The organism is Candidatus Pelagibacter sp. Uisw_130 (assembly GCF_047722505.1).
In the GTDB taxonomy this organism is placed as follows: domain Bacteria; phylum Pseudomonadota; class Alphaproteobacteria; order Pelagibacterales; family Pelagibacteraceae; genus Pelagibacter.
This window is the reverse complement of the sequence record NZ_CP159814.1, coordinates 137706-163230: the sequence shown is the minus strand read 5'-3', so window position 1 is coordinate 163230 and position 25525 is coordinate 137706. Positions and strand designations below refer to the sequence as shown.

Annotated in this window: 26 protein-coding genes; 20 read left to right on the top strand and 6 right to left on the bottom strand. The window is 22.9% G+C overall.

Translation table 11 applies throughout. The features are described from left to right. Positions 1–58: 58 nt before the first annotated feature. From ABXT55_RS00840 to ABXT55_RS00810, 7 genes are all read left to right on the top strand, one after another. On the top strand, positions 59–1162 hold the full coding sequence (locus tag ABXT55_RS00840; protein WP_415284877.1) for a glycosyltransferase: 1104 nt from the start codon (positions 59–61) through the stop codon (positions 1160–1162). A gap of 1 nt (position 1163) precedes the next feature. Beyond that, positions 1164–2288 carry a glycosyltransferase gene (locus ABXT55_RS00835; RefSeq protein ID WP_415284876.1) on the top strand — a complete coding sequence of 375 codons (1125 nt, stop codon included), beginning with the start codon at positions 1164–1166 and terminating at the stop codon, positions 2286–2288. 4 nt (positions 2289–2292) lie between these two features. Then, positions 2293–3054 (top strand): glycosyltransferase family 2 protein, encoded by a 762-nt coding sequence (locus tag ABXT55_RS00830; protein WP_415284875.1) that lies wholly within the window; start codon positions 2293–2295, stop codon positions 3052–3054. Beyond that, complete coding sequence (locus ABXT55_RS00825; protein ID WP_415284874.1) at positions 3047–4225, top strand: glycosyltransferase; 1179 nt, start codon at positions 3047–3049, stop codon at positions 4223–4225. Before ABXT55_RS00830 ends, ABXT55_RS00825 begins: the two co-directional genes overlap by 8 nt. Positions 4226–4371: 146 nt before the next feature. After that, entirely contained in the window at positions 4372–5802 is a 1431-nt protein-coding gene (locus ABXT55_RS00820; RefSeq protein WP_415284873.1) for a GMC oxidoreductase, read from the top strand. A 53-nt stretch (positions 5803–5855) separates the two neighbouring features. Then, complete coding sequence (locus tag ABXT55_RS00815; RefSeq protein ID WP_415284872.1) at positions 5856–7076, top strand: DegT/DnrJ/EryC1/StrS family aminotransferase; 1221 nt, start codon at positions 5856–5858, stop codon at positions 7074–7076. A gap of 3 nt (positions 7077–7079) precedes the next feature. Next, the gene (locus ABXT55_RS00810) at positions 7080–8183 is read left to right on the top strand and encodes a DegT/DnrJ/EryC1/StrS family aminotransferase (protein ID WP_415284871.1); all 1104 of its coding nucleotides are present in this window, start codon (positions 7080–7082) and stop codon (positions 8181–8183) included. Here the strand turns inward: ABXT55_RS00810 and ABXT55_RS00805 are convergent. Further along, the gene (locus tag ABXT55_RS00805) at positions 8180–8671 is read right to left on the bottom strand and encodes an acyltransferase (RefSeq protein WP_415284870.1); all 492 of its coding nucleotides are present in this window, start codon (positions 8669–8671) and stop codon (positions 8180–8182) included. The two genes, ABXT55_RS00810 and ABXT55_RS00805, sit on opposite strands and share 4 nt — an antisense overlap. A gap of 118 nt (positions 8672–8789) precedes the next feature. Then, the gene (locus ABXT55_RS00800) at positions 8790–9881 is read right to left on the bottom strand and encodes a DegT/DnrJ/EryC1/StrS family aminotransferase (RefSeq protein WP_415284869.1); all 1092 of its coding nucleotides are present in this window, start codon (positions 9879–9881) and stop codon (positions 8790–8792) included. 75 nt (positions 9882–9956) lie between these two features. Between ABXT55_RS00800 and ABXT55_RS00795 the strand changes: the two genes are divergently transcribed. Genes ABXT55_RS00795 through ABXT55_RS00780 form a run of 4 tightly spaced genes read left to right on the top strand, consistent with a single transcriptional unit; the run spans position 9957 to position 12639 of the window. Continuing rightward, positions 9957–10457 (top strand): dTDP-4-dehydrorhamnose 3,5-epimerase family protein, encoded by a 501-nt coding sequence (locus ABXT55_RS00795; RefSeq protein ID WP_415284868.1) that lies wholly within the window; start codon positions 9957–9959, stop codon positions 10455–10457. Then, complete coding sequence (locus ABXT55_RS00790; RefSeq protein WP_415284867.1) at positions 10454–10867, top strand: sugar 3,4-ketoisomerase; 414 nt, start codon at positions 10454–10456, stop codon at positions 10865–10867. The genes ABXT55_RS00795 and ABXT55_RS00790 overlap by 4 nt, the downstream gene beginning before the upstream one ends. Beyond that, entirely contained in the window at positions 10864–11781 is a 918-nt protein-coding gene (locus ABXT55_RS00785; protein WP_415284866.1) for an SDR family oxidoreductase, read from the top strand. The genes ABXT55_RS00790 and ABXT55_RS00785 overlap by 4 nt, the downstream gene beginning before the upstream one ends. Before the next feature lie 3 nt (positions 11782–11784). After that, a complete protein-coding gene (locus ABXT55_RS00780) occupies positions 11785–12639 on the top strand; it encodes a glycosyltransferase family 2 protein (protein ID WP_415284865.1) in 855 nt (284 codons plus the stop codon). Here ABXT55_RS00780 and ABXT55_RS00775 read toward each other — a convergent pair. Continuing rightward, positions 12632–13351: a sugar nucleotide-binding protein gene (locus tag ABXT55_RS00775; RefSeq protein WP_415284864.1), complete on the bottom strand. Its 720-nt coding sequence runs from the start codon at positions 13349–13351 to the stop codon at positions 12632–12634. The genes ABXT55_RS00780 and ABXT55_RS00775 overlap by 8 nt on opposite strands. Before the next feature lie 13 nt (positions 13352–13364). Further along, a complete protein-coding gene (locus ABXT55_RS00770) occupies positions 13365–14468 on the bottom strand; it encodes a glycosyltransferase (protein ID WP_415284863.1) in 1104 nt (367 codons plus the stop codon). Between the two features lie 294 nt (positions 14469–14762). On the opposite strand from ABXT55_RS00770, the gene ABXT55_RS00765 reads away from it, so the two are divergent. After that, positions 14763–16004: a glycosyltransferase family 2 protein gene (locus ABXT55_RS00765; protein ID WP_415284862.1), complete on the top strand. Its 1242-nt coding sequence runs from the start codon at positions 14763–14765 to the stop codon at positions 16002–16004. 27 nt (positions 16005–16031) lie between these two features. Here the strand turns inward: ABXT55_RS00765 and ABXT55_RS00760 are convergent, their stop codons facing one another. Next, positions 16032–17735, bottom strand: coding sequence for an ATP-binding cassette domain-containing protein (locus ABXT55_RS00760; protein WP_415284861.1), 1704 nt, complete (start codon positions 17733–17735; stop codon positions 16032–16034). A gap of 21 nt (positions 17736–17756) precedes the next feature. Next, positions 17757–18440, bottom strand: coding sequence for a CDP-alcohol phosphatidyltransferase family protein (locus ABXT55_RS00755; RefSeq protein WP_415284860.1), 684 nt, complete (start codon positions 18438–18440; stop codon positions 17757–17759). 131 nt (positions 18441–18571) lie between these two features. Here ABXT55_RS00755 and ABXT55_RS00750 point away from each other — a divergent pair, with 131 nt between their 5' ends. The 8 genes from ABXT55_RS00750 to ABXT55_RS00715 all read left to right on the top strand — a co-directional run bounded on the left by ABXT55_RS00750 (position 18572) and on the right by ABXT55_RS00715 (position 25507). Further along, entirely contained in the window at positions 18572–20890 is a 2319-nt protein-coding gene (locus tag ABXT55_RS00750; RefSeq protein ID WP_415284859.1) for a PEP/pyruvate-binding domain-containing protein, read from the top strand. Next, on the top strand, positions 20887–21459 hold the full coding sequence (locus ABXT55_RS00745) for a gamma-glutamyl-gamma-aminobutyrate hydrolase family protein (protein ID WP_415284858.1): 573 nt from the start codon (positions 20887–20889) through the stop codon (positions 21457–21459). The genes ABXT55_RS00750 and ABXT55_RS00745 overlap by 4 nt, the downstream gene beginning before the upstream one ends. Then, complete coding sequence (locus ABXT55_RS00740; protein ID WP_415284857.1) at positions 21456–22169, top strand: sugar phosphate nucleotidyltransferase; 714 nt, start codon at positions 21456–21458, stop codon at positions 22167–22169. The genes ABXT55_RS00745 and ABXT55_RS00740 overlap by 4 nt, the downstream gene beginning before the upstream one ends. Next, positions 22170–22664, top strand: coding sequence for an adenylyl-sulfate kinase (locus ABXT55_RS00735; protein ID WP_415284856.1), 495 nt, complete (start codon positions 22170–22172; stop codon positions 22662–22664). Further along, positions 22651–23172, top strand: a complete 522-nt coding sequence (locus ABXT55_RS00730; RefSeq protein ID WP_415284855.1) for a hypothetical protein — start codon at positions 22651–22653, stop codon at positions 23170–23172. Before ABXT55_RS00735 ends, ABXT55_RS00730 begins: the two co-directional genes overlap by 14 nt. Continuing rightward, positions 23162–23815, top strand: a complete 654-nt coding sequence (locus ABXT55_RS00725) for a formyltransferase family protein (protein WP_415284854.1) — start codon at positions 23162–23164, stop codon at positions 23813–23815. Before ABXT55_RS00730 ends, ABXT55_RS00725 begins: the two co-directional genes overlap by 11 nt. Before the next feature lie 3 nt (positions 23816–23818). After that, positions 23819–24676, top strand: coding sequence for a hypothetical protein (locus tag ABXT55_RS00720; RefSeq protein ID WP_415284853.1), 858 nt, complete (start codon positions 23819–23821; stop codon positions 24674–24676). A gap of 129 nt (positions 24677–24805) precedes the next feature. Beyond that, on the top strand, positions 24806–25507 hold the full coding sequence (locus ABXT55_RS00715) for a class I SAM-dependent methyltransferase (RefSeq protein WP_415285441.1): 702 nt from the start codon (positions 24806–24808) through the stop codon (positions 25505–25507). The last annotated feature ends 18 nt before the right edge of the window (positions 25508–25525 follow it).

Here is a 25525-nt window from a genome sequence, read left to right as displayed (position 1 = left end):
AATTTTTACCAACTATGATAATTAATAGTTATTATATAAATATTTTACAATCAAAAACTTGTTAAATCAAAAAACATTATTAATTTTTTCTCCCACAATAGAAGATGGCGGTGTAGAAAAAAACTTATTTAATATTAGTAATTTTCTTTCAGCTAAAATCGATAACATTTTTTTAATAACAGCTAATACTAACAAAAAAAGAAAATTTAATAGAAAAATAAATGTAATAGCTCCAACTAGCCATTATTGGATCCATAAATCTAGATTAATAAAAACTTTAATTTGTTTAAAATTATTTATTAAATTTTTATTAACACATAAAAATAAAATTGTTGTTTTTTCTTTTAATAGTAATTTGTATGCAATTTTGATCGGTATTATTTTTAACTATAAGGTTATTATAAGATCAAATACATCTCCCCTTTCATATTCAGGCAATCCCATTAAAAAGAAGATTTTTTTATTTTTTTTTAAATTTGCTGATGAATTAATCGTTAATAGTTTAGAATTTAAAAACCAAATTAAAAACGAATTCAATTTAAATGCAAAATATATTTACAATCCACTTGAAAATCTAAAAGAAATAAATAAAAAAGCTAATCAAAGTTTTAAGTTTAATTTTTTCAAAAAAAAACATATTAACATTGTCAGTTTGGGTAGATTAGTAAAACAAAAAGATCAACTAACCATATTAAAAGCTGTAAATTTATTAAAAAATTATATCAAATATAAACTACTAATAATTGGTGATGGAGAAGAGCTAAAAAACTTAAAAAAGTATATTAAAAATAATTCTTTAAAAAATGTAAAAATTATTTCCTACAAAAAAAATCCCTACCCCTATATAAAAAAATCAGATTTGTTTATTTTGTCCTCAATATATGAGGGATTACCTAATGTTTTACTTGAGGCAATGTCATTAAAAAAATTTATTATATCATCAAATTGTCTCACAGGTCCTAAAGAAATATTGGCAAATGGGAAGTATGGCTATCTTTTTAATGTAGGAAATTATTCACAACTCGCTAATAAAATAAAAAAATTTTCTAGTCATAAAAAATTACTAAAAAATAAAACTTTATTGGGTTTTAAAAGTCTTGATAGATTTAATTATAATAAAAATTGTAATGAATATTTTTATACAATAATTAAGTATCTATAAAATGAAAAAAAAAATAAAATTAATCTTTTTTCACCCATACTCTGATATTGGTGGTGCTGATAATTCACTATATAGATTAATTAAAAACTTAAACTTAAACGATTTTTCAATAACATTTTTATCATTAAATAATAGTTTTTTAAAAAAAATACTAAATAAAAAAATTAAATTCATTAAGCTGAATGCTTCTCGTGCATTGTTTACTGTAAGCGAGTTAAGAACTTTGCTTAAAAAACACATTAGCCAAAACAAATATGAAAAAGTATTATTAATTTCAAATCAAAACTTTGCAAATATAATATCAATTTTTAGTACATATAAAATCAATCAAATTAAAACTATTTTAATAGAAAGAAATCATTTAGACGAACTAAATTTTTATAATAACATTTATGATTTCTTTAAAAAAAATTTTTTAAGAGTTTTGATTAAACACTTGTACATAAGAGCAAATATGGTCATTGGTATTAGCAAAAAACTTAGTCGTGATTTACAAAACCTCACAAAGAAAAAAGTAGTAACGGTATATAACCCTTCATATGATGTTGACATTCGTAAGCAATCTAGAATTCCTACGTCACTCTCTAATAAACATAAATATATAATAAATATATCGAGATTTACCAAGAGAAAAGATCACAAAACTACTTTGTTAGCCTTTAAAATCGTATCTGAAAGTTTAAAAAATATAAAACTTTTATTAATTGGTTATGGCCCTGAATTAAAAAATATTATTACTATGTCCAAAAATTTAGGTATTTACAATAAAATTAAAATAATAAAAAAATGCCACAATCCTTTTCCATTTTTAAGAAAATCTAATTTATTAATATTAACTTCTTGTTATGAGGGCTTTGGAAATGTTTTAGTCGAAGCTTTAACATTAGGTGTACCTGCTATAAGTACAAATTGTAACTCTGGTCCTTCTGAAATACTTTTAAATGGTAAAGGTGGTGACTTAATTTCAATAGGTGACTATAATAATTTATCAAAAAAAATTCTTAATCATTTCAATAAACCTACAAGATTAATTAGAAAAACTATATTTGCACAAAAACATCTCGAGAGATTTGAAATTAAAAAGCATTCAAAAATTTATTCAGATATATTTAAAAAAATTAAATAGAAACATGAAAAATAATAAATTAATTACAATAATCACAGTGGTTAAAAATTCAGAAAAAACAATTGAAAAATGTATCAATAGTGTAATTAACCAATCTCATAAAAATTTTGAATATATTATTATTGATGGTGATTCAAATGACAGCACTAATACAATCATTAATAAATACAAAGATAAAATAAATATTCACATCACTGAAAAAGATATGGGTATTTGGGATGCAATGAATAAAGGATTAAAACTTGCTAATGGTGAAATTATTGGATTTTTAAATGCTGATGATTTTTACTATCCAAATGCATTACAATTAGTAAATAGGTACTTCTTTGATAATAAAATTGATTTTTTATTTGGTAGTGTTCAAAAATACAAATTAATGTATGGATATAAACCATGGAAAATTAGGTTTAGTTTTGGCTTTTACACATCCCACTCTGTTGGTTTTTTTATTAAAACTAAAGAACATAAAAAAATAGGAGAATATAATCCTAAATATTTAAGCGCAGATCTAGATTTTTTTTATAAGATGATTAAAAGATTTAAAATGGATGGAATGTCTTCACTAAAAAGTGAAATTTTTGGCAAATTTGGAAGTGGGGGCTTTTCATCTAAGGTGAATTATGTTGATCATCTAATTGATTTAAATAGAATTAGAATAGAAAATAATCAGAATAAATTTTTTGTTTATTTTATTTTTCTAATAAAGATAATTAAAAAACCACTTAAATTTTTATCTAGCTACATAAAAAAAATAAATAATGAATAAAAAATTAAATGTTGGTGTTATAATTGATATCACACCTGAATCAGGTGGTAAATTGCACATGGCAATAAGTATGTGCAAATATTTAAAGCAAATTAAAGAATATAATTTTGTTTATATAACTACTTTTAAAGGTTCAAAAAAAATACTTAATAAAAAATTAGGGATCAAAACCTTATTATTTAATAAAATAGAGCTTAAAGTTAAAATTCTAAATCGATTAAAAAATTTATTCAGTTTTCTGCCAATACAATACTCATTTGAGAAATTTTTAATTAGAAATAATATTAATTCAGTTTTTTTTCTTGATCCTAGCCCGTTAATTAATAATTTTAAAAATATAAATTTTATATATACGATTTTTGATTTAGAACATCGAAAGCTTTTGAGCCTGCCAGAGTTTGATAGGAAAACTTCTTTAAAAAGAGACAAAGATTACACTATTGCTTGCAATAATTGCTCAAAACTTGTTGTTGGTACAAAAAAAATTAAAGCAGAAGTTTCAAAAATTTATAATATTAGTAAAAATAAAATCTATGAATTGAGATTTCCTCCACCTATTACAAGCCTATCTAAAAAAGCGAATACTAAGAAAATTGTTATAAGTGGGGATTATTTGCTCTATCCCGCTCAATTTTGGGCTCATAAAAACCATATCTATATTGTTAATGCGATTAACTACTTAAAAAAAATAAAAAAACTAGATTTTAAAGTTGTTTTTACTGGGTACGATAAGGGAAATCTATACAAAATAAAAATATTGATTAAAAAATTTAACCTCCAAAAAAAATTTTTGATATTTAACTATGTGGATGATCATACATTAAGGGACTTATATAAAAATTGTCTAGCTGTAATAATTCCTACTATGGTTGCCCCACATACTTTTCCTCTCTATGAAGCATTTTTTTTTAGAAAACCTGTAATTTATAATACTAAGGTTTTAGACCCTGAACTTAAAGATAAAGTAATTAAACTAAATATCAACAAGACAGCTGATATAAAGTCAATCATGCAAAAAGTTCGTGATAAAAAGTTTGTAAAAAAAATTGTTAAAAAAAATTATGATTATTATACTGATACATTTAATAAAAATAAAATTATTACTAATCTAAAAAAAGTATTGAAAAATCAAACGCAATGCAAAAGTGTTAAAAAGGTAGATAATGAGTAGCAAGAGAAAATTCCTGAAATCTACCCTTGCAACTTTTTTAATACATACTTTTTTTAAAAATGATAAAATAAAATTTTTAAGTAAATTTAAAAATAAAATTAATAATTTTATAAGACATAAAAATAAAATATGGATACTTGGTAAAAATGATCGTTGATAACATACTTGAATTAGAGAGAAAAAAATTTCCTGTTATTATAGTCGGCAGTGGCCCTGCTGGAATTTCTGCTGCCTTAAAACTTGGTGAACATAAAATCAACTGTTTAATAATTGAAAGTGGTCATTTAGATGATTACGAAGATAGTAATAAATTTCTTATGGGCGACACGATTGGCGATGAATATGCCGACTTATCCACGGTAAGAGTAAAAAAATTTGGTGGCTCATCATCTCTTTGGGGAGGTTACTGTAATAAATTTGAAAAAAAGGAATTTGAAAGTTGGCCAATAGATTTTGACGAACTTCATAATTATGATTCGCAAGCTAAAAAAATTTTAGACTTAAAATTTTATCATACAGATTTTTATAAGAAAAATTTTAGTGAAGACTTTAATCAATTTAATATAAGATTTTCTCAAGTGAAATTTAAAGATTTTTATTTAAAAAAAATAACTGAATCAAAATATATTTCATTATCTCTAAATACAACCCTCATAAAATTTTCTGGAAATAAAAATAGAATTAGTGAAATTTTATGTGAAAAAAATAAAAGTTTTTTTAATTTAAAAGCTAAATATTTCATATTAGCCTCTGGTGGTATTGAGAACTCTAGATTGTTACTTTGGTCTAAAGAAAAAGACCCATCATTATTTGATAAAAGACTTCCAATTGGAAAATATTATATGGATCATCCTTGGCATATGCCTGCTGAAGGTTTTTTAAGTTATAACAATTTAATTAAATATTTGGGCAAAAACAACTTCAGTCGAGAGCTTTATATAGATTGCTTACCAAGACTTTATTTATCAATGAAGGAAAGTACAAAAAATGAAAATGGCTTACTTGGAGCAGGAATTTATTTACGAATTAAAAATCCAGAACATCAAGAGGATAACATCTTAAAAAAAGCACTTTGTATTGCCCCGAATTTTATAAAAAATAAAATTGATACAAATAAAAAAAATGATCTATATGAATTCCGATTAAATCTACACCAAGAACAAGAACCGGACATAGATAATAGGATAAGTTTAAGTGAAAAAAGAGATCCTTTTGGAATACCTTTAGTTAAGATTAATTGGAAAATGAGTAGTAAATTAAAAAAAACAGCCAAACAAAATTTAATAGAATTGGGAAATTTTTTTATCTCCAAAGATATTGGGAGAATTTCAATTAAAGATGAGGTTTTTTATGAAGAAAATTTTAAAGTAATGAGCGGTGCACATCAAATGGGTGGCACTTGCGCAGGACAAGATTTTAAAAAATCTGTTGTGGATAAAGATTTAAAAGTTCACTTTTCAAAAAACCTATTTATTGCTGGAAGCTCAGTTTTTCCAACATCAGGCTCTTGTCATCCAACTTATACAATAGTCTTGCTCTCTTTAAGGCTGGCAGACCATATTAATAAGATAATATAAACCTTGCAGATTTTATAAAATATATTTATCTATCATTTGTAAATCTTATAAAAATGTTAAAAACCTTTAAACAATTTAGATATCCACTTATCACCCCAAGATTATATAAAGACGATATCCAAAAAGGTATTTCTGTTTTAAAGTCTGGTCAAATCACGATGTCAAAATTAACTGTTAATTTCGAAAAAGCATTTGCTAAGTATATTGGTGCTAAGTATGCTGTCATGGTAAACTCAGGATCCTCAGCTAATTTATTAGCTACAGCAGCAAGTTGCAATCCAATAAGAACAAATAAATTCAAGAGAGGTGATGAAGTTTTGATACCTGGTATTTGTTGGTCTACATCATTATGGCCTCTTATACAATTTGGACTTAAACCAGTTTTTGTCGATATAGATCCATTAACACTAAATATAGATATTAATGATTTAAAAAAAAAAGTAACAAAAAAGACTAAGGTTATTTTTTGTGTTCATGTTTTGGGAAATTCTTCAGATGTATCGGAAATAAAAAAAATAGCTAAATTAAGAAAATTAATTCTAATTGAAGATACTTGTGAATCGCTAGGATCAAAATTAAAAAATAAGAACTTGGGCACATTTGGTGATTTTGGAACATTTTCATTTTATTATTCTCATCAAATATCTTCTGGGGAAGGTGGTATGGTTATTTGCAATAATAAAAAAGATTATAATTTACTAAAATCACTAAGAGCACACGGTTGGTCGAGAGATGGTGATGATCATAATAAATATGTAAAAAAATACCCTAAAATTGATCCTAGGTTTATTTTCATAAATTATGGGTTTAATGTAAGAGCTTTAGAAATCCAAGCAGCAATAGCTCATCAGCAGTTAAAAAAAATTAATTTTCTAAAAAAGAATAGAATTTATAATAGATCAGTAATTATTAAAACTTTTAAGAATATAAAACGAAATAACCATAAGATACACTTTATAGAAAGTTCAAAAAATGTTGAATGTAATTGGTTTGGAATACCCATGTTGGTATCGCAAAAACTAAAAAAGCATAAACAAAAAATTGTTAAATTGCTTGAAATTAACGGGATAGAAACAAGGCCAATAATAAGTGGTAACTTTTTGAATCAACCAGCAATAAAGCTTTTTGGTTTAAATAAAGAAAATATAAAATTAAAAAACTGTCAAGATGTAGAAGATAGAGGTTTTTACATAGGTGTTAATTCACTAAAAACTAAAAAAAATGATCTTATTTATGTTTCTAATGTTTTAAATAAAGTCCTAGACAATCTTTAATTAATGAAAATTACCCAAATACAACCTTGGATAAATTCTGATGAAGCAAATTATATAAAGAAAATAGTACAAAAAAAGTATCTTACAGAAAGCAAAGAAACAGAAAAATTTGAAAAATATTTTCAAAAGAATTTTAAAGTTTCACATGCAATTGCAATTTCTAATTGGACCTGTGGTATTTTTGCATGCTTAAAGGCATTAAATATAGGAAAAAATGATGAAGTGATCGTCCCCAATTTAACATTTGTTGCAACTTTAAATGCAGTATTGATGTGTGGTGCTAATCCAGTTTTGTGTGAAGTAAGTCAAGAAAACTTGAGCTTAGACCTTAATGATTTAAAAAAAAATATAAACAATAAAACAAAAGCAATTATACCTGTCCATCTATATGGACATTGTTGTGATATGAGGCAATTGATCAAAATTTCCAAGATAAAAAAGATTCCAATTATAGAAGATGCTGCTCAATCAATATATTCTACATATAATAAAAAATTATTGGGAACATTGGGCTTAATGGGTGGTTTTTCTTTTTATGGAAATAAGATTATAACTACTGGTGAGGGTGGAATTGTATTAACAAAAAGTAAAAAACTTAGAGACAAGGTCTACCAAATTAAAAATCATGGAAGACTTAAAAAAGGTATTTTTAAACATGCTACAATTGGATTTAATTTCATGTTTACCGAATTACAAGCAGCTATCGGAAATATACAAGTTAAAAAATTAAAAAAAATACTAAATAAAAAAGAAGAGATTTATAAAGAATACAAAAAAAAACTTTCTGTAAATCCAGAAATATCATTTATGAAAAAAGTAGATGGAAACGTGCCTGTTTATTGGTTTTCAAACATTTTTGTTAAAAATAAAGAAAAATTAAAAGCACACCTTATAAAGCATAAGATTCAAACAAGGGACATTTTTTACCCACTAAATATGCAGCCATGTTATAAAAATAATAAAAATATTAAAAATTTAAATAAAAAATTTAATGTTTCAAAAAAAATTTATGATACTGGTTTATCTCTTCCTTCATCTTATGAATTAAAAATTGATGAACAAGAATTTGTAATTAAAAAAATATTAGAGTTCTTTAAAAAAAATTAAGATAATTTTTTTTGTATCTTTCCATAAAAGAGAATATTTTTTTTGATAATTTTATTAACAATTGTAAGTGCACCAATCCTAGAATTTTCACCCAAAGTTGCTCCTGGAAGTAAAATACTATTTGAGCCAATTATAACATTATTTGAGATATCAATTTTTTTGTATATTCGTTTCTTGATAATTTTTTTGTAATCATCAGATTTTGAATATATCTTTACACCTTGAGATATATCACAATCTTTTCCAATATTTATTCCAGCTGCACCAAGCAAATAACAAAATGAATTAATATGTGTATCGTCGCCAATTACTACAAACCCCTCAAGTCCATTAATAATACAGAAATCATCTATTCTTACATTGTTACCTATAGATATATTTTTTTCACCTATAAAAGTGACTAGGTTGGATATTTTACAGTTTCTACCAATTTTTAAAAAATTTTTTTTTTTAAGTTCTATTTTCTTTAAATAATAACTATTAGTCATAAGATTATATAATTTTAATATCCATATTTTTTTTATTTTTGAGAAATTTTAAAGCTAAATGAAAATTAATAAATCCTAGTGCACCAGTTATTAAAATTTTCATTTATTAATTAAATATTTATTTTTTAAAAAAATCATTAATGCATTTACAAACATAATTAATTTCTGTTTTACTGTGCTCTTCAGAAATAGGTAAACTTAAAATATACGATCCTAAATTATGACTTTTTTTTAACTTTTTTGTATTTTTAAAAAATTTAAGCTCACTCAGCATATAAGGATAATGAATCATGGTATCTACTTTTCTTTTTTTTAAGAATTCTTTAAGTTTATCTCTAAATTTAGTTCTAATAACAAATTGATGAAAGGATGAGGTATTTCCCTTACTTAAATTAAATAATCTGATTGAGTCAATATGTTTTAAGTTATCAAAATAAATTTTAGCCAATATTCTTCTTCTTGAGTTACTTTCATTGTATTTTTCTAGTTTTATATTTAATACAGCTGCTTGGATAGTATCTAGCCTGGAATTCCTTCCAGAAAATTTATGATCATATTTACTTAAGGAACCATGATTTCTTGATCTTAAACAATACTCAAATACTTTTTTTGAATTAGTAACAATAGCCCCTCCATCACCAAATGCTCCTAGATTTTTGCCTGGAAAAAAACTAAATGTTGCAACATCACCAAATGTCCCTACATGTTTATTTAAAAATTTTGTACCATGGGCTTGTGCACAATCTTCTATGATTTTAATTGATTTTCCTTTAATCAATTTTTTAATTGTAGTTATATTAGATGGGTTTCCATAAAGATGAACAACCATAATTGCAGACGTTTTGGAGCTAATTTTGTTTTTTAAGTTATCAGTACAGATTGAGTAATCATCTAAATTTACATCACAAAAAACTACTTTATACCCATTGTTTAATACAGCCTCTGCAGTAGAGACCCATGTATTATTTGGAACAATTATTTCAGAACCTTTTTTAAGGTTTAAAGATTTTACAGCTATTTCAAGAGCGTCAGTACCATTTCCGACTCCTATACAATATTTGGTACCAACAAACTTTGAAAATTTTTTTTCAAAATTTTTTAATTCTATACCACCTATAAATTTAGAATTCTTAATTAAAGAATTAATCTTTTTAAATATTCTTTTTTTTTCTGGTATTAATTGATAAAGATTTGTAAAATTTACTGACATACTATTAATTTATCTTATACTGATATATTAATTTAATTATTATTAAACTATTATTTATATTATTTAAAATTTAAAATGAAACCATTTATAATTAAAACAACTATTTATCCTGACAATAGAGGCTTTTTTAAAGAACTCTTTCTTAAAAAAAAAATAAAATTTAATTGTAAATTTACGGCAATGTCATGCTCTAAAAAAAATGTTATTAGAGGTCTTCACTATCAAGATAAAAAAAAACAATCTAAAATACTTTCAGTTCTAAAAGGTAGAGCAATTGACATTTGTGTAAACATAGACAAGAAATCAAAAAATTTTGGGAAAATATACAAATTTGATTTAAAACCAGGTTTATTACTTTATGTACCAAACAACTATGCTCATGGTATTGGTTTTTTAGGCAAAGAAAATATTCTTCTATATCACCTTTCTGAATACAGATACCCTGAACATGAAAGAGGGTTAGCCTATAACGATAAATACTTAAAAATTAATTGGAAAATTAAAAAACCAATACTTTCAATAAGAGACAAAAAGCATCCTTCTTTTAAAGATTTATTTAAAAGAAATAATTCATGAAAATAAAAAAACCAACAATTATAAAATATTCTATCTATCCTGAGTTTAATGGAACATTAGTTCCTTTTTATATAAATAAATCATTTCCAAAAAAATTCAGATTAAAAAGATTTTTTTTATTATATGGTAAAGAAAAATTTCACAGAGCAGACCATGCTCATAAAAAATGTTCTCAGATTGTTATTCCCCTGAGAGGAAATATTAAAATTGAAATTATAAGTTATAGATATAAAAAAATATTTAATTTAGATTTAAAAAAGAAAGAAGCTTTATATATTCCTACCTACAACTGGATCAAAATAAATTTTAAAAACGATGAAGACTCATTATTAACATTGTGTAATTATGAGTATGATAAAAAAGAATATATTTCAGAATTCAATAATTTTAAGAAAATAATATCAAAATGAAAATACTTATTACTGGTGGGCTTGGTCATATTGGAAGTTACCTTATCAGCCGACTTGTTAAAATAAAAAAAATAAAAAAAATATATTTGATAGATAATATAGAAAATCAAAGATTCAATGTTTTATTTAATCTTAAAAATGAAAAAATAAAATTTATTTATGGTGACTTAACAAATAAGGCAATTATTAAAAAATTACCTAAGACAAATATTGCATTACACCTTGCATCTCTCACGAATGCAGAAAAAAGTTTGGCAGAAAAACAGCATGTGATGTCTAATAATATGGGCTGTTTTAAAAATATAGTAATTTATTGTGAAAGAAATAAGGTAAAACTGATCCATATCTCCTCTACAAGTGTGTATGGATCTCAAAAAAATACTGTGGATGAAACAGAAAAAAAACTTATACCTCAAAGCCCCTACGCAGAAATAAAATTAAAAGAAGAAAACATATTAAAAAAACAGAAAAAAATTAGCTATATTAGCCTTAGATTTGGCACTATTAGTGGATATTCAGAAGGTATGAGATTTCATACAGCAGTAAATAAGTTTTGTTTTAATGCTATAATGAACTTAAAAATTCCTATTTGGGGTCAGGCATTGAATCTATATCGGCCTTATCTTAGTCTTAATGATGCAAATAAAGTAATAAATTACATAATCCAAAAAAATTACTTTCCATGTGAAATATTTAATGTTGTATCAGAAAATAAAACTGTTCTACAAATACTTAATTTAATTAAAAAAGAAAAAATTAAAATAAAGATTAGATTTGTTAAAGGAAAAATTTTACAACAAAATTCATTTATGACCAGTAGTGAAAAAATAAAAAAATTAGGACTAAGATTGGATTCAAAGATTGCAAGTGATATAAGAGAAACTCTTAAAAAAATTAAAATATCATCTTTATAAAAAATGAAGCATTATAAAAATTTAACAATTTTTTTTGTTTCATATTATTCTAAAAAAACTATTTTTAAAATAGTTAAAAAATTAGACTCTAAAATTAAGATAATTATTATAGATAATGCAAATGAAAAAGGGTTAAAAAATTATTTTGAAAAAAAATTCAGCAATATAAGAGTAATAATAAGTAAGTATAATACGGGGCAAACCGGTGGCATTAACGAGGGTTTTAGAAATATAAAGACAAAATATGCGATCTATATGGACTCTGATGTAAATTTTGGTTCAAAAATTATAGATAAGTTTTTAGATATTGCAGACATAATAAAAGATTTTACAATATTGGCACCACAGCATGAAAGATCTTTCTATAAAAAAGAATTTTTTTCAAATAAAAGTAATAAATTTAAAGATTTTAATTTAATGAAATTAGTTCATGGACAATTTTTATTTTTTAATATGAAAAATGTTAAAAAAGTTGGGAAATTTGATGAAAAAATATTTCTATATTATGAAGAAACAGATTTTTGTTTGAGGGCTTATAATAAAGGTCATAAAATTTATGTATTACCCAAACTAAAAGTTAGTCACCTTGGGGGTAAATCAGTTAACCTAAAAAATAGTTTGGAAATAGAAGCGAATAAACATTGGCACTATATGTGGTCGAAATTTTACTACTACAGAAAAAACTACTCCACTTATTCGGCTTACAAAAATACAGTCCCTGATTTAATTACATCTGTTATTAAATTCTTAATATTCTATTTTTTAAACAATAGAAAAAAAACTATTTATTTTAATAAATCATCAGGTCTAATAAATGCTTATTTAGGAAAAACTTCTTATAAAAGAATAGTTATTTAGTTTTTAATATTTTTTTTAATTTACTAATATTGATAGAAGAATTTTGTGGCATTACTACATTGCTTGTTTTTTTAGAATATAAAGTTTTACGAACTTTATTATTAGTTTTTTTTGCAAATTTAAAAATTGAGTTTTCATTACCCCCTAAGTTTATAATGCCTTTTTTTTCTAAAATTTTAGGTAATAATTTTGTAACCTCATCATGATAAAGAAAATTAATTTTAAGATTACTGAATGCAAAAGGGTGAACCCAGGGTTTCTCAGTCATTGCTATTCTTAAAATTAAGGAATTTCTATACATTTGCACAGCTGCTTCTCCACCTAATTTGGACCAGGCATAATTATTCATTGGCAAGAGAGGTGAATCTTCATCATAGTTACCTTTCTTACCAGGATAAACATAATTTGTTGAAAAATATATAACCTTAATATTTCTCTTTTCACACTCAAGTACAATATTACCTGTACCCAAAATGTTTAAAGTTATACTTTTTTGAATATTTTTTTCATGTGATACCATGGGTCTAGATAAACCAGCCAAATGTATAACAGAATTTGGTTTGTATTTATTTAAAACGAAACTAATTTGTTTTCTATCAGTTATGTCAAAATTTTTCTTATCAAAAAAAATAAAATTTTTTTTATCTTTGAGAATTTTTTTTAATTTTGTTGCAAATCTCCCATTACCACCTGTAATTAAATATTTTTTCATGTTAGAGTTTCTTTCATACTATAATACTTCTTATAATTTTTTTAAATTCTTTTATTCTAACTTTACTTTGATGTTTTTTAATAAATAGTTGATTACCATTTTTAGCAATCTTATATGCTGCTTTAGGATTTAGTAAATAATAGTTAACTTTTTCTCTCAAATCATCTTTTGATTTAAAATAAATAACATGCTTATTTCCTAAAAAAAAATTTTTCATAAATTTATTTTCATCGGTGAATAGTAAACAACCACAAGCTAAAGCTTCAAAAACTCTAGCATTGATATTATTATTTTGATCAAAATCAGAGTGAATATTTATACAAAATTTATATTTCTTGAGTTCCGTTAGCATTGATTTTCCAAATATTTCATCTTCATTAATAAATTTTAATTCATTAGATATTGGTAAAAACTTTTTTTTAAAAAGATATTTAGCTAAGTTAGGTAAAAAAGTTAACAAAATTCCATTTAATAGATTAAGTATTCTATATTTTTCGACTAAATTTCTAACTCGTAACTTTAGATTATAGTTTTTTTTTAAAGATAATAAACTGTCGAGTCTATATGTAAAATCACTACCCAAAGAACCAGCAAAATATAATGCATTATTTCTTTTTTGATAATTTTTTTCATTTAAATCTATTACATTTTCATTTGAAATTAACAATTCAAATGTAGAAAAATCTATTTCTTTAGCTCGTTTTAATATTAATTGATTGCCAGATATTAAAAAATTGTATGTTTTTTTAAGACTTAAAATTTTTTTTTTATCTATTTTGTATGATATCCAAATAATTTTTTTTATTTTTTTGAATTTGTTAATTATTTTTTCTATGTTGATATCATCAATGCTTGAAAAAATTAAATCTGGTTTAAACTTATTAATTTTTTCTTCAAGTGAGGTTAAGTAATTTTTATCTCCTAAAAGACTCTTGTTAAAATTTGGATAATCTTTTTCTACATAATAATTTTTTTTTAAATTATTATAAAAATAATTAGTCCAAGCTTTGTCATGATTATTGAACATCGTGTAATTTTTTTTAATAGACTGGTTCTTATTAGTTAAGCGAGACATAAATTCATAAGTGTTAAGAATGAATAAAATTTTTTTTTTCATATTTTATATCTTAAATTTAATCAATTAAAGCTACATTATTTATATACAATTTCTGTGTTAACAACTAAAATAAATTAGTTAGAATTTAAATTTTAATTATGATTCATCTTAAAAATATCTTATGCAGTTTTTACTGTGGAGCTAATCTAAAATTTATATATCACTATTTAAATTTAGGTTTAATTAAGATTGAAGTTTACATTGTTTTTAAATGAAATAAATCTATAAAAGAATATTTCTTGCAATATGATTGTGAACAAAATATTTTCTAATTGAAAAGAGTGTATAGTTTAAATGATTAACAATAGACCTATTAAGTATTCAATTTTACTCCCAACCTATAATAAAGCAAAATATCTTGCCTTCACGATAGAAAGTGTTCTTAGCTCTAAATATGAAAATTTTGAATTGATAATTTCAGATGATTATTCTACAGACGACACAAATAAGCTTTTATCTCAAATTAATGATAAAAGGGTAAATATAATAAAACCACCAATTAAATTAACTCAAACTAAAAATTATGAATTTTTGTTAAAATATGCGCGTGGAGAGTGGATAACAATTTTGGGAGATGATGACGGTATATTGCCAAATTTTTTTGAAAAAGTAGATAAATATTTAGATAAATTTTATGATGTGGAAGCAATACACACAAAACCAGCTTTTTATTACTGGGATGGTGTTGAGGATCTATACGGAGATAGAGTTTGTGATTACCAAAATTTCAACGAAAAATCAAAGATGAAAAATTCTATGATGTCTTTACTATTTTCTTTATCTGGTATCTATTTGAGAACAGATTTACCTATGATTTACACTAGTGGCTTAGTTAAAAAATCTTTACTAGATAAAATAAAAAAAAAATCAAATAATTTTTTTTTTCACTCAGTAGTTCCCGATTATTATTCAATGATATCAATTTTATATGAAACAAAAAAATATTTACAAATAAATGAACCAATTTTTTGGGCTGGGACTTCAAAATTATCTACTGGTCGAAGTACAAAAATTTATGAGGATAAAACTAACAAAGATATAAGTCTTGATAAATTTGATTTTATAAATCCTAATTTAAAGTTAAGTGGAGATATATCTGAAAAACTTCATCAAATTGGTTTATCTTCTATATATTTTTTTGAATGTGTAATAGATCATCCATACATTAATAATAAATGGAAAAGTAATTTTATAAAATATTTAGTGTATGCAAGTAGCTGCATACAGTTTTATAAAATAAATTTATATTATAACTATAGATCTAAAATCAATTTGAATCTTAAGGAATTTAATATGATCATAAGTTTAGAACTTAAAAAAAATAGACTTTCTAGAGTCATTCTAATGTTTTTTTTAATTCCACTCTTATTAATTGATCAATTAAAAAAAAGTTTTTTATTCTTATATAGGATCAAGAAATTTATAATAAAAAAGACTTCAAAAAAAAAATACATTCTTGTTTCAAGCGATAGAAAAAAATTTAGAAATATAATTGATTGTAACTTATTTATTAAAAATAATTTAAACAGCAACTGAAGTATTATAAAAGATATAAAATATATATCAAAATTGCTTAATTTCTCCATCTTCTATTTTAAGAATGTAATCAAAATCTTTCATAAAATTTTTTTTATGTGTTGTCATAATTATTAATCGTCCTAATTTAATTTCTTTTAAGGTATCAATAAAATTCTTTTCAGTGGCAGAGTCTAATGCACTGGTTGGTTCATCCATTAATATTATTTTTGGGTCAAAATATAGCGCTCTTGCAATACCTATTCTCTGTTTTTGCCCTATAGAAATATTTGTTCCAAAAATTTCCAAGGTGGAGTCTATTTTTTTTGGAAGAGAATTAACAAAATCATATATTTTTGCCATCTTCATACAATTGTTAATTTTTCCTTCATCTATCTCGCTCTCCTTTACTCCAAAAGCAATATTTTCTTTAATGGATCCACTTGATATATAGGATTCTTGAGGTATATAACCAACTTTTTCTCTTAGACAATTAATTTTAATTGTCTCCTTATTTGATTCATAAATTCCTAATATTAAGTCTAAAAATGTTGATTTTCCAGTCCCACTTTCTCCTAAAAGGGCGTAAAGTTTATTTTTTTTAAAAGAAATATTAGTATTTTGAATTAAAGTTTTATTCTTATCATATGCAAACTTAAGATTTTTAATTTCTATCAAATTTTCAACATTATCTAAATCTTTATACTCAATGTTATCATTATAATTATCATTAACTCTTTTTCTGAGCTCATTAAGCACTACGCTAATAACAAAAGAATGAGTTTTATATCCATTAAACTGTATTAAACATCCTTTAATTACCGCGATTAATCTTAACCCTCCATAAGCCAAAACTCCAATTATTGAGATGATTTTTTCAACAGATAGACCAGAATTATGTAATCTTAAAGTAAATAAACAAATAAATATTACGCCAATAAATTCTATAAAAAAGACTGGAAAATTATTAATAATAATATTCTTTTGAGCGTTTTTTTCATACTCTGTATTAAAATTTTTGAATTTTTCTTTAAAAAATTCAAATTTGTTTAAAATAAATATGTCTTTAATACCATTCATAATATTTTGAAGAGTATTAATTCTATTTTTTGCAGCTAATTGTGTTCGTGCTCCAGTTTTTTTTATGAGGTTGGCAAAAAATAAATAAAAAATCCCTGTAAAAAATAATAATGTTCCAAAAAAATAACTAATTTCACTACCTAGATATGATAAAAAAAATATAAAAATAACAGAGATAAAACAAATATTTTTAATTAATGTCACAATATTGTCCATAACTCCAATCAAATTGTTCAGAATTTCCATTTTCCAGATTTTAGTAGCTGGAGTATCTTTTTGTATTTCCAGTAAATTTGAACCTAAAAAGTTTCCAAGGAGGGCTTTCGATAATCTTAATCTTATTCTTTTATAAACTATAAATTCAAAAATTTTGGCAAAATATAAAAACAAAGACCTGAAAAAAAAAATAATTATTATTCCATATATTACAAGCGAAAAATTATTAGTAGAATTTTTTGATATCTTATCGATAATAGCATCTATAATTTTATTATCAGTTTTAAAATCTAATAATTGTGAAAATAATACAGGTATACTTGTAAGCGCAACTAATTCTATCATTATTACACCTACTGATATTACAAATAGAAATATCAGTGATAGCTTTTCTTTAAAATTCAAAATTTCAAAAAGATTTGGTATTTTTGATTTATTATTTTTAATAATTGACATTTTATTTATTTTAAAATTGTTCTATTTTTTTATATTTAACAACTTGTTTGAATTTTTTAATATTCTTAAAATAAAGATAAAATTAAAGTAAAGGAAAACTATATATGCAATCTTAATATCTACCAAGATTAATAGTATTAAAAATAAGCTATGTGAGTTAAATGTTGTAATTATTGGAATTGTTATTTTATACACAGCCACAAAAATATTAAGTTCAAAATATTTGAAAAAAATAAATTTTTTTTTGTTTTTTCCAGCAAGTTTACTTTGAAATTTTTCAGCATTAACGGTGCTGCTATGAAGATAAGTGTTAAAGAAAAACAATAAATGACTTATAAAAAAGAAAATCCATGAATTAAGATCATTAAATAACATGCCAAATGTAAGATAAATAATTGAAATTTTTACTACATCTGAGAAATGATCAAATCTAAATTTAGTGTTATTACTTTTTTTTAATATTCTTGCTACTTGTCCATCACAAAAATCCAAAAACATACTAAAAATAAAACTTAATGAAAATAAGAGTAAATTACTCTTAACAAGAAAAAAACAGCTGATTATCATTAGTATAAAAGATAAAATTGTTATAAAATTTGGTGAAATTTTAACTGTCGCCAACAGCTTAGAAAATGGAAAACATAGAAGCGATATTGCCCATATTATTAAATTATTATTAGCTGAAGGTGTAAAAAATTTGTTCATTCTTTTAACTAAACAATTTTAATTAAAGGTTATTAAATAAAGTTTAGCCTAATTAAAAACATTATTTATATTTATTGATAATATATTGCAATATATATATTTTTTATATCTTATATAAAAATACTTAACTTATGGCACTATTTAAATCAAAAGCACAGACTTTATCTGCATTAAAACTTAAAAATGCAAAAATACCAAAATTTATTTTTTTTAATGTGGGCTCTTATAAAAAAAGAAAGAATTTTTTTATAAATACAATTATGAATAAATTTAATAATAAAATTGCTATTAGATCTTCTTCTCTTAACGAAGATAATTATAAAACTTCCAATGCTGGTAAATACCAGTCTTTTTTAAACATTCATGCTTTAGATTTCAAAACTATTGAAGAAAAAATAGATCTCGTAATATCTTCATACAAAAAAGATAAAAAAATTAAAAAAAATGAAATTTTAGTTCAAGAAATGACTACTAATATCAAGTTTTCTGGTGTTTTAACTAACGTGAATAAAGAAAATTGTGCACCATATATACTAATAAATTATTCTGAAGGTAAACAAACTGATGTTGTAACATCTGGTAAAAAAAATACAAAAAATTTTGTTTTTTACAAATACTCCACAAATAAACCTACAGAAAAATTTTTAAAAAAACTAATTGATCTTACTTTTGAACTTGAGTCTATGAGCAAGGCAAAATTCTTAGATTTAGAATTTGCAGTTGATAAAAGAAATAATATATTTTTACTGCAGCTACGTCCTTTGGTAATTAAAAAATCTAAAGTTAAACAACCTATTCAAAATATTAATAAAATGTTGACAAGATTAGAAAAAAAAATAGAAAAACTTCAAAATCCCCATCACGACCTTGAGGGTACTTCCACTGCATTTGGTGTTATGCCAGATTGGAACCCAGCAGAAATGATTGGACTAAAGCCAAAAGCATTATCTCTTTCTTTATATCAAGAGCTAATTACTGATAAAGTTTGGTCAGAACAAAGATCTAATTATGGATTTAGAAATATTTCCTCTAATCAACTAATGGTTATTTTTTTTGGAATTCCCTATATTGATTTGAGGGTTGATTTTAATTCCTGGATACCACGTAAACTTGAAAATAAAATTACATCTAAACTTATAAATTTTTATATGAATAAATTTAAAAAAAATATTTATCTACATGATAAAATAGAGTTTGGTATAGTTTATACCTGCTTTACAGCAGATACTAATCAAAAAATTAAAAATGATCTTAAAAATAATTTTTCTGCGAAAGAGATAAAAAAAATTATAAAATCTTTAAAAAATATAAATCAAATAGCTATCAACAATTTTAAAATTGATAAAAATAAGATTTCAATTTTAAAAACAAATCTTAATAAAATTAAAAAATCTGGAATGTATAATATTGAAAAGATTTATTGGTTGATTGAAGACTGTAAGAGATATGGAACCCTTCCATTTGCAGGACTTGCAAGGTGCGCATTTATATCAAGAGATATTCTTAATTCATTTGTGAATACAAAAATTCTTACAAAAAAAGAGCTTGAGTCTTTTTTAAAATCTATAAAAACTATATCTACAGAAATAAATAGTAACGTTAATAAAATCAGTCCAAAAAAATTTAAAACTAGATATGGTCATATAAGACCAAATACTTACGATATAGAGTCGAAGAATTATGCAGAAAACTATAAAAATTATTTCAATCTTTCTTCATTTTCATCTGAAATAAATAAATCAGTATTTAAATTTACAACAAAACAAAAAAATAAAATCAATAAATTCATAAAAGATTCAGAGTTGAATATTAATTTTAATGATTTGATAAATTTTATAAGAGAAAGTACTCAACAAAGAGAATATTCAAAATTTGTTTTTACTAAAAATATTGACTACATATTTAAACACTTAAAATTACTAGGAAGAAGAATCAATATTAAAAATCAAGATCTTGCATTTATAAATATTAAAACGATAAAAGATTTATATTACAATCTTTCTAATCACAATATCCAAGATAAATTGAAATCAGAAATTAAGATAAATAAAAAAGATTACAAGGAAAATAAATTTATAAAGTTACCTGAGGTAATAACAAATAAAAACGATATATATTTTTTTAAAGAGACGGAAAATAAAATTAATTTTATTGGATCTGATAAAATATCTGAAGATATAGTAATTCTTAATAAAAATAATAAAATTGATTTAAAAAATAAAATTGTAGTAATCGAAAATGCTGATCCAGGATATGATTATATTTTTTCGCACAAGATTAAAGGATTGATTACTAAGTTTGGAGGCATAAATTCACATATGTCTATTAGATGTAATGAACTAAATTTGCCTGCTGCAATAGGTATTGGGGAAAAAAAATATAAAGAAATTATAAATTCTAAAAAAATTTTATTAGATTGTGAAAATAATATGTTAAATATTATACAATGATAATTGGTATTATTCCAAAAATTACTGAAAAACACAAAGATCAATTTGAATTTTCTTTAGAAATTAAATTAATATCTTTTCTAAAGAAAATTTTTCCTCGAACAAAAATTAAAACTTTATTCAATGTTAACATAAAAGAAAAATTTGATATTTTAATAATTTCAGGAGGAAATGATTTGATATCTCATAAAAAATTAAAAAATAATTATATGAGAAATAAGCTCAACAACTTTTATTTTTCTCAGGCCTTAAAAAGCAACTTACCAATCATAGGAATATGTCATGGGGCTCATTTTATTGCATCTAAATATAATGGTAAATTTAAAAAAACTAATTCACATGTTGGGACTCATAAAATATTTTATGAAAATACCTCAGCTACAATTATTTCACATCACAACTATAAAATACAAAAAATTTCAAAAAAAGCTGAGATACTTGCTCTAGCTGATGATAAATCAATTGAACTATTTAAAATAAAGAATAAAAAAATTTATGGAATAGTTTGGCACCCTGAAAGACAAAAAAAAATTGACCTACTAGGAAAAAAAATATTCAAAAATATATGAAGTTAATTTATTTAGCAGCTGGTCGTGGCTCCAGACTTCCAATCAAATTTAGAAAATTACCAAAATGTTTAACTAAAATAAGTAACTTGTCTCTTTTTGAACATCAAATTGGTTTTTTTAGAAAATTTGAAAAAAAAATCATAATTACAGGATATAGATCCAAATCTTTAAAAGATTATATTATAAAAAATAATTTCTTTGAGATTAAAAATCATAATTATAAGAGTACAAATATGGTTCATAGCATGTTTCTAGCAACTAAATATATAACTAATGATGTTGTTATTTGCTATGGTGATATTCTATTTAAAAAAAGTATTTCAAAAATTTTTTCCAACAAAGGCAATGTAATGCCAGTAAATACTAACTGGCTATGGTATTGGAGAAAGAGAATGAATAAAAAGATGATTTTAAGCGATGCTGAGGATCTTACTGTCTACAAAAAAAATATAACAAGTATTGGTAACAAAATTCAAAAAAAACTTCCAAAATATCAATATATGGGAATTTTCAAATTAGACTGTAAAACATTTAAGAACATGAGTTTATATTATAAAAAATTAAAAAATAAAAAAATTGATATGACGAGCTTTCTTGATTTGTGCATAAAAAATAAAATTTTGAAAATTAAAATAAAGAAATACTCAGATTACTGGTTTGAAATAGATACACATAAAGATATCAAAGTGGCAACAAAGTTATTTATTTAAATGGTCGTTTGGATAATTGGAAAATCTGGGGTAGGCAAAACATATTTTGCAAAACACTTGGCTCAAATCTGTAAAGAAAAACATAAAAGATTATTATGGGTAGATGGAGATAAGTTTAGAAAAAAATATTCAAGAGATTTAGGATATTCATTAAATGACAGACGAAAAAATTCCTTAAGAATTCAAAAGCATTGTAAAAAGTACGAAGACAAAAAGTACCTTGTCATATGTTCACTTATATCTTTATTTAAGTCACATCAAAGAAAAAATAGAAAGATATTTACTAATTATTTACAAATTTTTATTAAAGCTAATTCAAAATTAATAGAAAGAAAGAATAACAAAAATATTTACTCAAATAAAAAAAATGTTGTTGGGAGGGATATTTTATTTCCAATACCATATAAATCAGACATAGTTATAAAAAACAATTTTAATACGCTTTTCAAAAAAAATTTGAAAAAAATTTATACTAAATTAAATGAAAAATTATAAAGATTTAATAACAATCAGTTTAAAAAAAAATTATAGAAATTCTACTAATTTTCAAAAAAATTTTATTATTTTATATAAAAGTCATAGAAATAATTTATCAAAAAAAATTATTATAAAACAGACGGTTAATAATAAAATCAAAAAAAATGACTTAACATTTAACCAAATTAAAGATTTGTATGAAAACAAATATAATAAAAATAAAGAAAGAAAAATTTTGTTATTCCATAAAAAATTTGAAGTCAATTTAAAACTTAAAAAAAAATATAATACAAGTTTTAAAAAATTATCTGAAAAAGAAACAAGTACTTCAACATACTGTTATTTGGGATTATTGATTTATCAAAGTAGAATTCTTAATAAATTTCAAAAAATAAATTGTATACTAAAGATCATAGATAAAGTTACTTTAAATGAAAAAGATATATATAAATGCAATTATTTACTTTTATCAAAGCTGATATTATTAGAAAAATTAATAATTAAAAAGATAATGTATGCAAACTAAATTTGCAATTTTAGTTAGTAATTCTGCAAGATCTATTTGTTATCTTAAATATCTAAAAAAAAATAATCTAAAACCTAAAAATATTGTTCATCTTGACGATTTATCAAATAATTATTTTGCTAAATTTTTAAAAAAAAAAATTTTTTACTTTAAGTCCACTCATATTAAAAAATTTAATACCAAAACTATAAATAAAGAAGTCTCATCATATTTATTAAAAATAGGCTCTAAAATCATAATATATTCTGGATATCCGGGTATAATAATTAAAAAAAAAAAATTATTAAAAGCCAAAAATATAGTTCATGCTCATCCTGGTAAACTTCCAGAATACAAGGGAAGTACTACTATTTACTATTCTTTGTTAAAAGAAAAAAAAATTTATTGTTCAACGATTGTTCTAAATGAAAAAATAGATTCTGGTAAAATTGTAATGATAAAGAAATATATGGTGCCAAAAAATTTAAAATTAATTGATAAAGAATATGATAACGAAATAAGAGCAAATAATATTGTTCTTTTTATCAAAAAATTAAAAAAAACTAATGTTAAAAAAAACATCTCCTCGACTGCTTATCATGTTATACATCCAGTTCTAAGGTCTATAGTTTTAAATAAAAAGAAATATAAAATTCGTAAGTAAATTATGTCTTTAAAAACGTATATAGAATTCGGTTCAATAATACGAGATAAAAAAGTTATATATCAAAAAAAAACTGGGGATATGTATGATGCTTATATGATGTCAAGATATTTTAAAGATCTTTATATCTTAAACTTATTTAAGAATAAAAATAACTTAAAAAATTTGCATAAAAATATTCATCATGTAAAAGATTTAAAAATTAATTTTATAAACTTTTTATTAATTTGTTCTTCAAATAAAAGAAGATTTTATGAGTTTGGTCAAACTTTATTTGAAAAGATATATTTCATGAAAGTTTTTTCTAGGATATTTGACAAAAAAATAAATTTAAAAAAAATAAGTTGGGTTGGAAATGATATCTCTAAGATGTTTAATTTTTTTTGTAGTAACTTTTATAAAGGCTATAAATTAAAGGTGTTTAGCACGCCCAACTATAAATCAATTAACAAATCTACTTTTTTTTCCAAAGGTGTTACTTTACTTTATGAAAAAAAAAATATAAGCTTATTAAAGTATGTTTTTAATAATGCAGAGTGTGGGTCGTTTGATTTTTCTATATGTAAAAATAAAAAAATTAAACAATTAAGTACTGGTTATAAACTGCATTATCCCTCTATAAAAGAATTCATAAATATAATACCAAAAAAAAACTTTAATATTTATTTTAAAAATATTAAAAAAGAAAAAGATTATATTTACTTTGAGATAATCTTTGGAAAAAAAGAAGTTATTAATAAGTATCTGAAATTATTAGAAAATATTAAAAAAAATAACTTGAGAAATAATTTTTTAAAAAGAGTATTAAATCTTGATGCTAATTTTAAAAATTTAAATTATTTTATAAATAAAATTGGATAACATTTTGCTCGCTAATAATATTAATCTATGAAGTTTTTAAAAAAAAAAATTATGAAATAAATCATTTTAAAACTCATAAATTTAGAGGAAAGAATTTTTATAAAGATTTTAGGAAAGATGATAAATTAAATATACAAAAATTACGACCAAACAAATTTATCACTTAATGAGACAAATGATAAAAAATATAGAAATTTAAAATTAATCAAAACAAGATTTGATTACTGTTACTATCAAAATTTTAAAAATAAGAAAAAAAAAGTTTTAGAAGTTGGTTTTGGGCAGGGAGATTTTTTAACTTATTTATCTAAAAAAAAAGTGCCATGTTCTGGAATAGAATATAATAAAAATTTAGTTCAGAATGCAAAAAAGCTTTCATTAGACGTTACTTTTGGAGGCATTGAAAAATTAGAGGATAATCAATTTGACTTAGTTGTCATGTTTGATGTAATTGAACACTTTGTTGATCCTATTAAGACCTTAAAAGACATTTACAAAAAAATGAAAAAAGGTGCTCTCTTAATTTTTTATACTCCTAATATAAAATCCTTAGGTTTTGAATTGATGCACGATAAACAGAATTTAATACAACCATTTTATCATTTGAATTTTTTTTCTAAATCCGTTTTAGAACATATTAGTAAAATAACAAATTTTAAAATAATAAAGTTTGAAACTTTTGGATTGGATTTAATTGATTTTTTTTTAATGAAAGAATATCAAGATGGTTTTTTATATACAAAGCACTTAGAAAAAGAAATCACAATTATGCAATCCGTTGTAGATAAGCAAAAATGCTCAAACCATTTACGTGTAACATTTAAAAAATAAAATTATACTTAGATAAAT

What these genes read in the sequence shown, in the direction of transcription:
- ABXT55_RS00725 (WP_415284854.1), top strand. Translation starts at nt 23,162, where the DNA reads ATGCAAACTAAATTTGCAATTTTAGTTAGTAATTCTGCAAGATCTATT.
- ABXT55_RS00790 (WP_415284867.1), top strand. Translation starts at nt 10,454, where the DNA reads ATGAAAATAAAAAAACCAACAATTATAAAATATTCTATCTATCCTGAG.
- ABXT55_RS00820 (WP_415284873.1), top strand. Translation starts at nt 4,372, where the DNA reads ATGATCGTTGATAACATACTTGAATTAGAGAGAAAAAAATTTCCTGTT.
- ABXT55_RS00825 (WP_415284874.1), top strand. Translation starts at nt 3,047, where the DNA reads ATGAATAAAAAATTAAATGTTGGTGTTATAATTGATATCACACCTGAA.
- ABXT55_RS00785 (WP_415284866.1), top strand. Translation starts at nt 10,864, where the DNA reads ATGAAAATACTTATTACTGGTGGGCTTGGTCATATTGGAAGTTACCTT.
- ABXT55_RS00815 (WP_415284872.1), top strand. Translation starts at nt 5,856, where the DNA reads ATGTTAAAAACCTTTAAACAATTTAGATATCCACTTATCACCCCAAGA.
- ABXT55_RS00760 (WP_415284861.1), bottom strand. Translation starts at nt 17,735, where the DNA reads ATGTCAATTATTAAAAATAATAAATCAAAAATACCAAATCTTTTTGAA.
- ABXT55_RS00805 (WP_415284870.1), bottom strand. Translation starts at nt 8,671, where the DNA reads ATGACTAATAGTTATTATTTAAAGAAAATAGAACTTAAAAAAAAAAAT.
- ABXT55_RS00775 (WP_415284864.1), bottom strand. Translation starts at nt 13,351, where the DNA reads ATGAAAAAATATTTAATTACAGGTGGTAATGGGAGATTTGCAACAAAA.
- ABXT55_RS00765 (WP_415284862.1), top strand. Translation starts at nt 14,763, where the DNA reads ATGATTAACAATAGACCTATTAAGTATTCAATTTTACTCCCAACCTAT.
- ABXT55_RS00755 (WP_415284860.1), bottom strand. Translation starts at nt 18,440, where the DNA reads ATGAACAAATTTTTTACACCTTCAGCTAATAATAATTTAATAATATGG.
- ABXT55_RS00800 (WP_415284869.1), bottom strand. Translation starts at nt 9,881, where the DNA reads ATGTCAGTAAATTTTACAAATCTTTATCAATTAATACCAGAAAAAAAA.
- ABXT55_RS00830 (WP_415284875.1), top strand. Translation starts at nt 2,293, where the DNA reads ATGAAAAATAATAAATTAATTACAATAATCACAGTGGTTAAAAATTCA.
- ABXT55_RS00795 (WP_415284868.1), top strand. Translation starts at nt 9,957, where the DNA reads ATGAAACCATTTATAATTAAAACAACTATTTATCCTGACAATAGAGGC.
- ABXT55_RS00720 (WP_415284853.1), top strand. Translation starts at nt 23,819, where the DNA reads ATGTCTTTAAAAACGTATATAGAATTCGGTTCAATAATACGAGATAAA.
- ABXT55_RS00745 (WP_415284858.1), top strand. Translation starts at nt 20,887, where the DNA reads ATGATAATTGGTATTATTCCAAAAATTACTGAAAAACACAAAGATCAA.
- ABXT55_RS00735 (WP_415284856.1), top strand. Translation starts at nt 22,170, where the DNA reads ATGGTCGTTTGGATAATTGGAAAATCTGGGGTAGGCAAAACATATTTT.
- ABXT55_RS00835 (WP_415284876.1), top strand. Translation starts at nt 1,164, where the DNA reads ATGAAAAAAAAAATAAAATTAATCTTTTTTCACCCATACTCTGATATT.
- ABXT55_RS00740 (WP_415284857.1), top strand. Translation starts at nt 21,456, where the DNA reads ATGAAGTTAATTTATTTAGCAGCTGGTCGTGGCTCCAGACTTCCAATC.
- ABXT55_RS00810 (WP_415284871.1), top strand. Translation starts at nt 7,080, where the DNA reads ATGAAAATTACCCAAATACAACCTTGGATAAATTCTGATGAAGCAAAT.
- ABXT55_RS00780 (WP_415284865.1), top strand. Translation starts at nt 11,785, where the DNA reads ATGAAGCATTATAAAAATTTAACAATTTTTTTTGTTTCATATTATTCT.
- ABXT55_RS00730 (WP_415284855.1), top strand. Translation starts at nt 22,651, where the DNA reads ATGAAAAATTATAAAGATTTAATAACAATCAGTTTAAAAAAAAATTAT.
- ABXT55_RS00750 (WP_415284859.1), top strand. Translation starts at nt 18,572, where the DNA reads ATGGCACTATTTAAATCAAAAGCACAGACTTTATCTGCATTAAAACTT.
- ABXT55_RS00770 (WP_415284863.1), bottom strand. Translation starts at nt 14,468, where the DNA reads ATGAAAAAAAAAATTTTATTCATTCTTAACACTTATGAATTTATGTCT.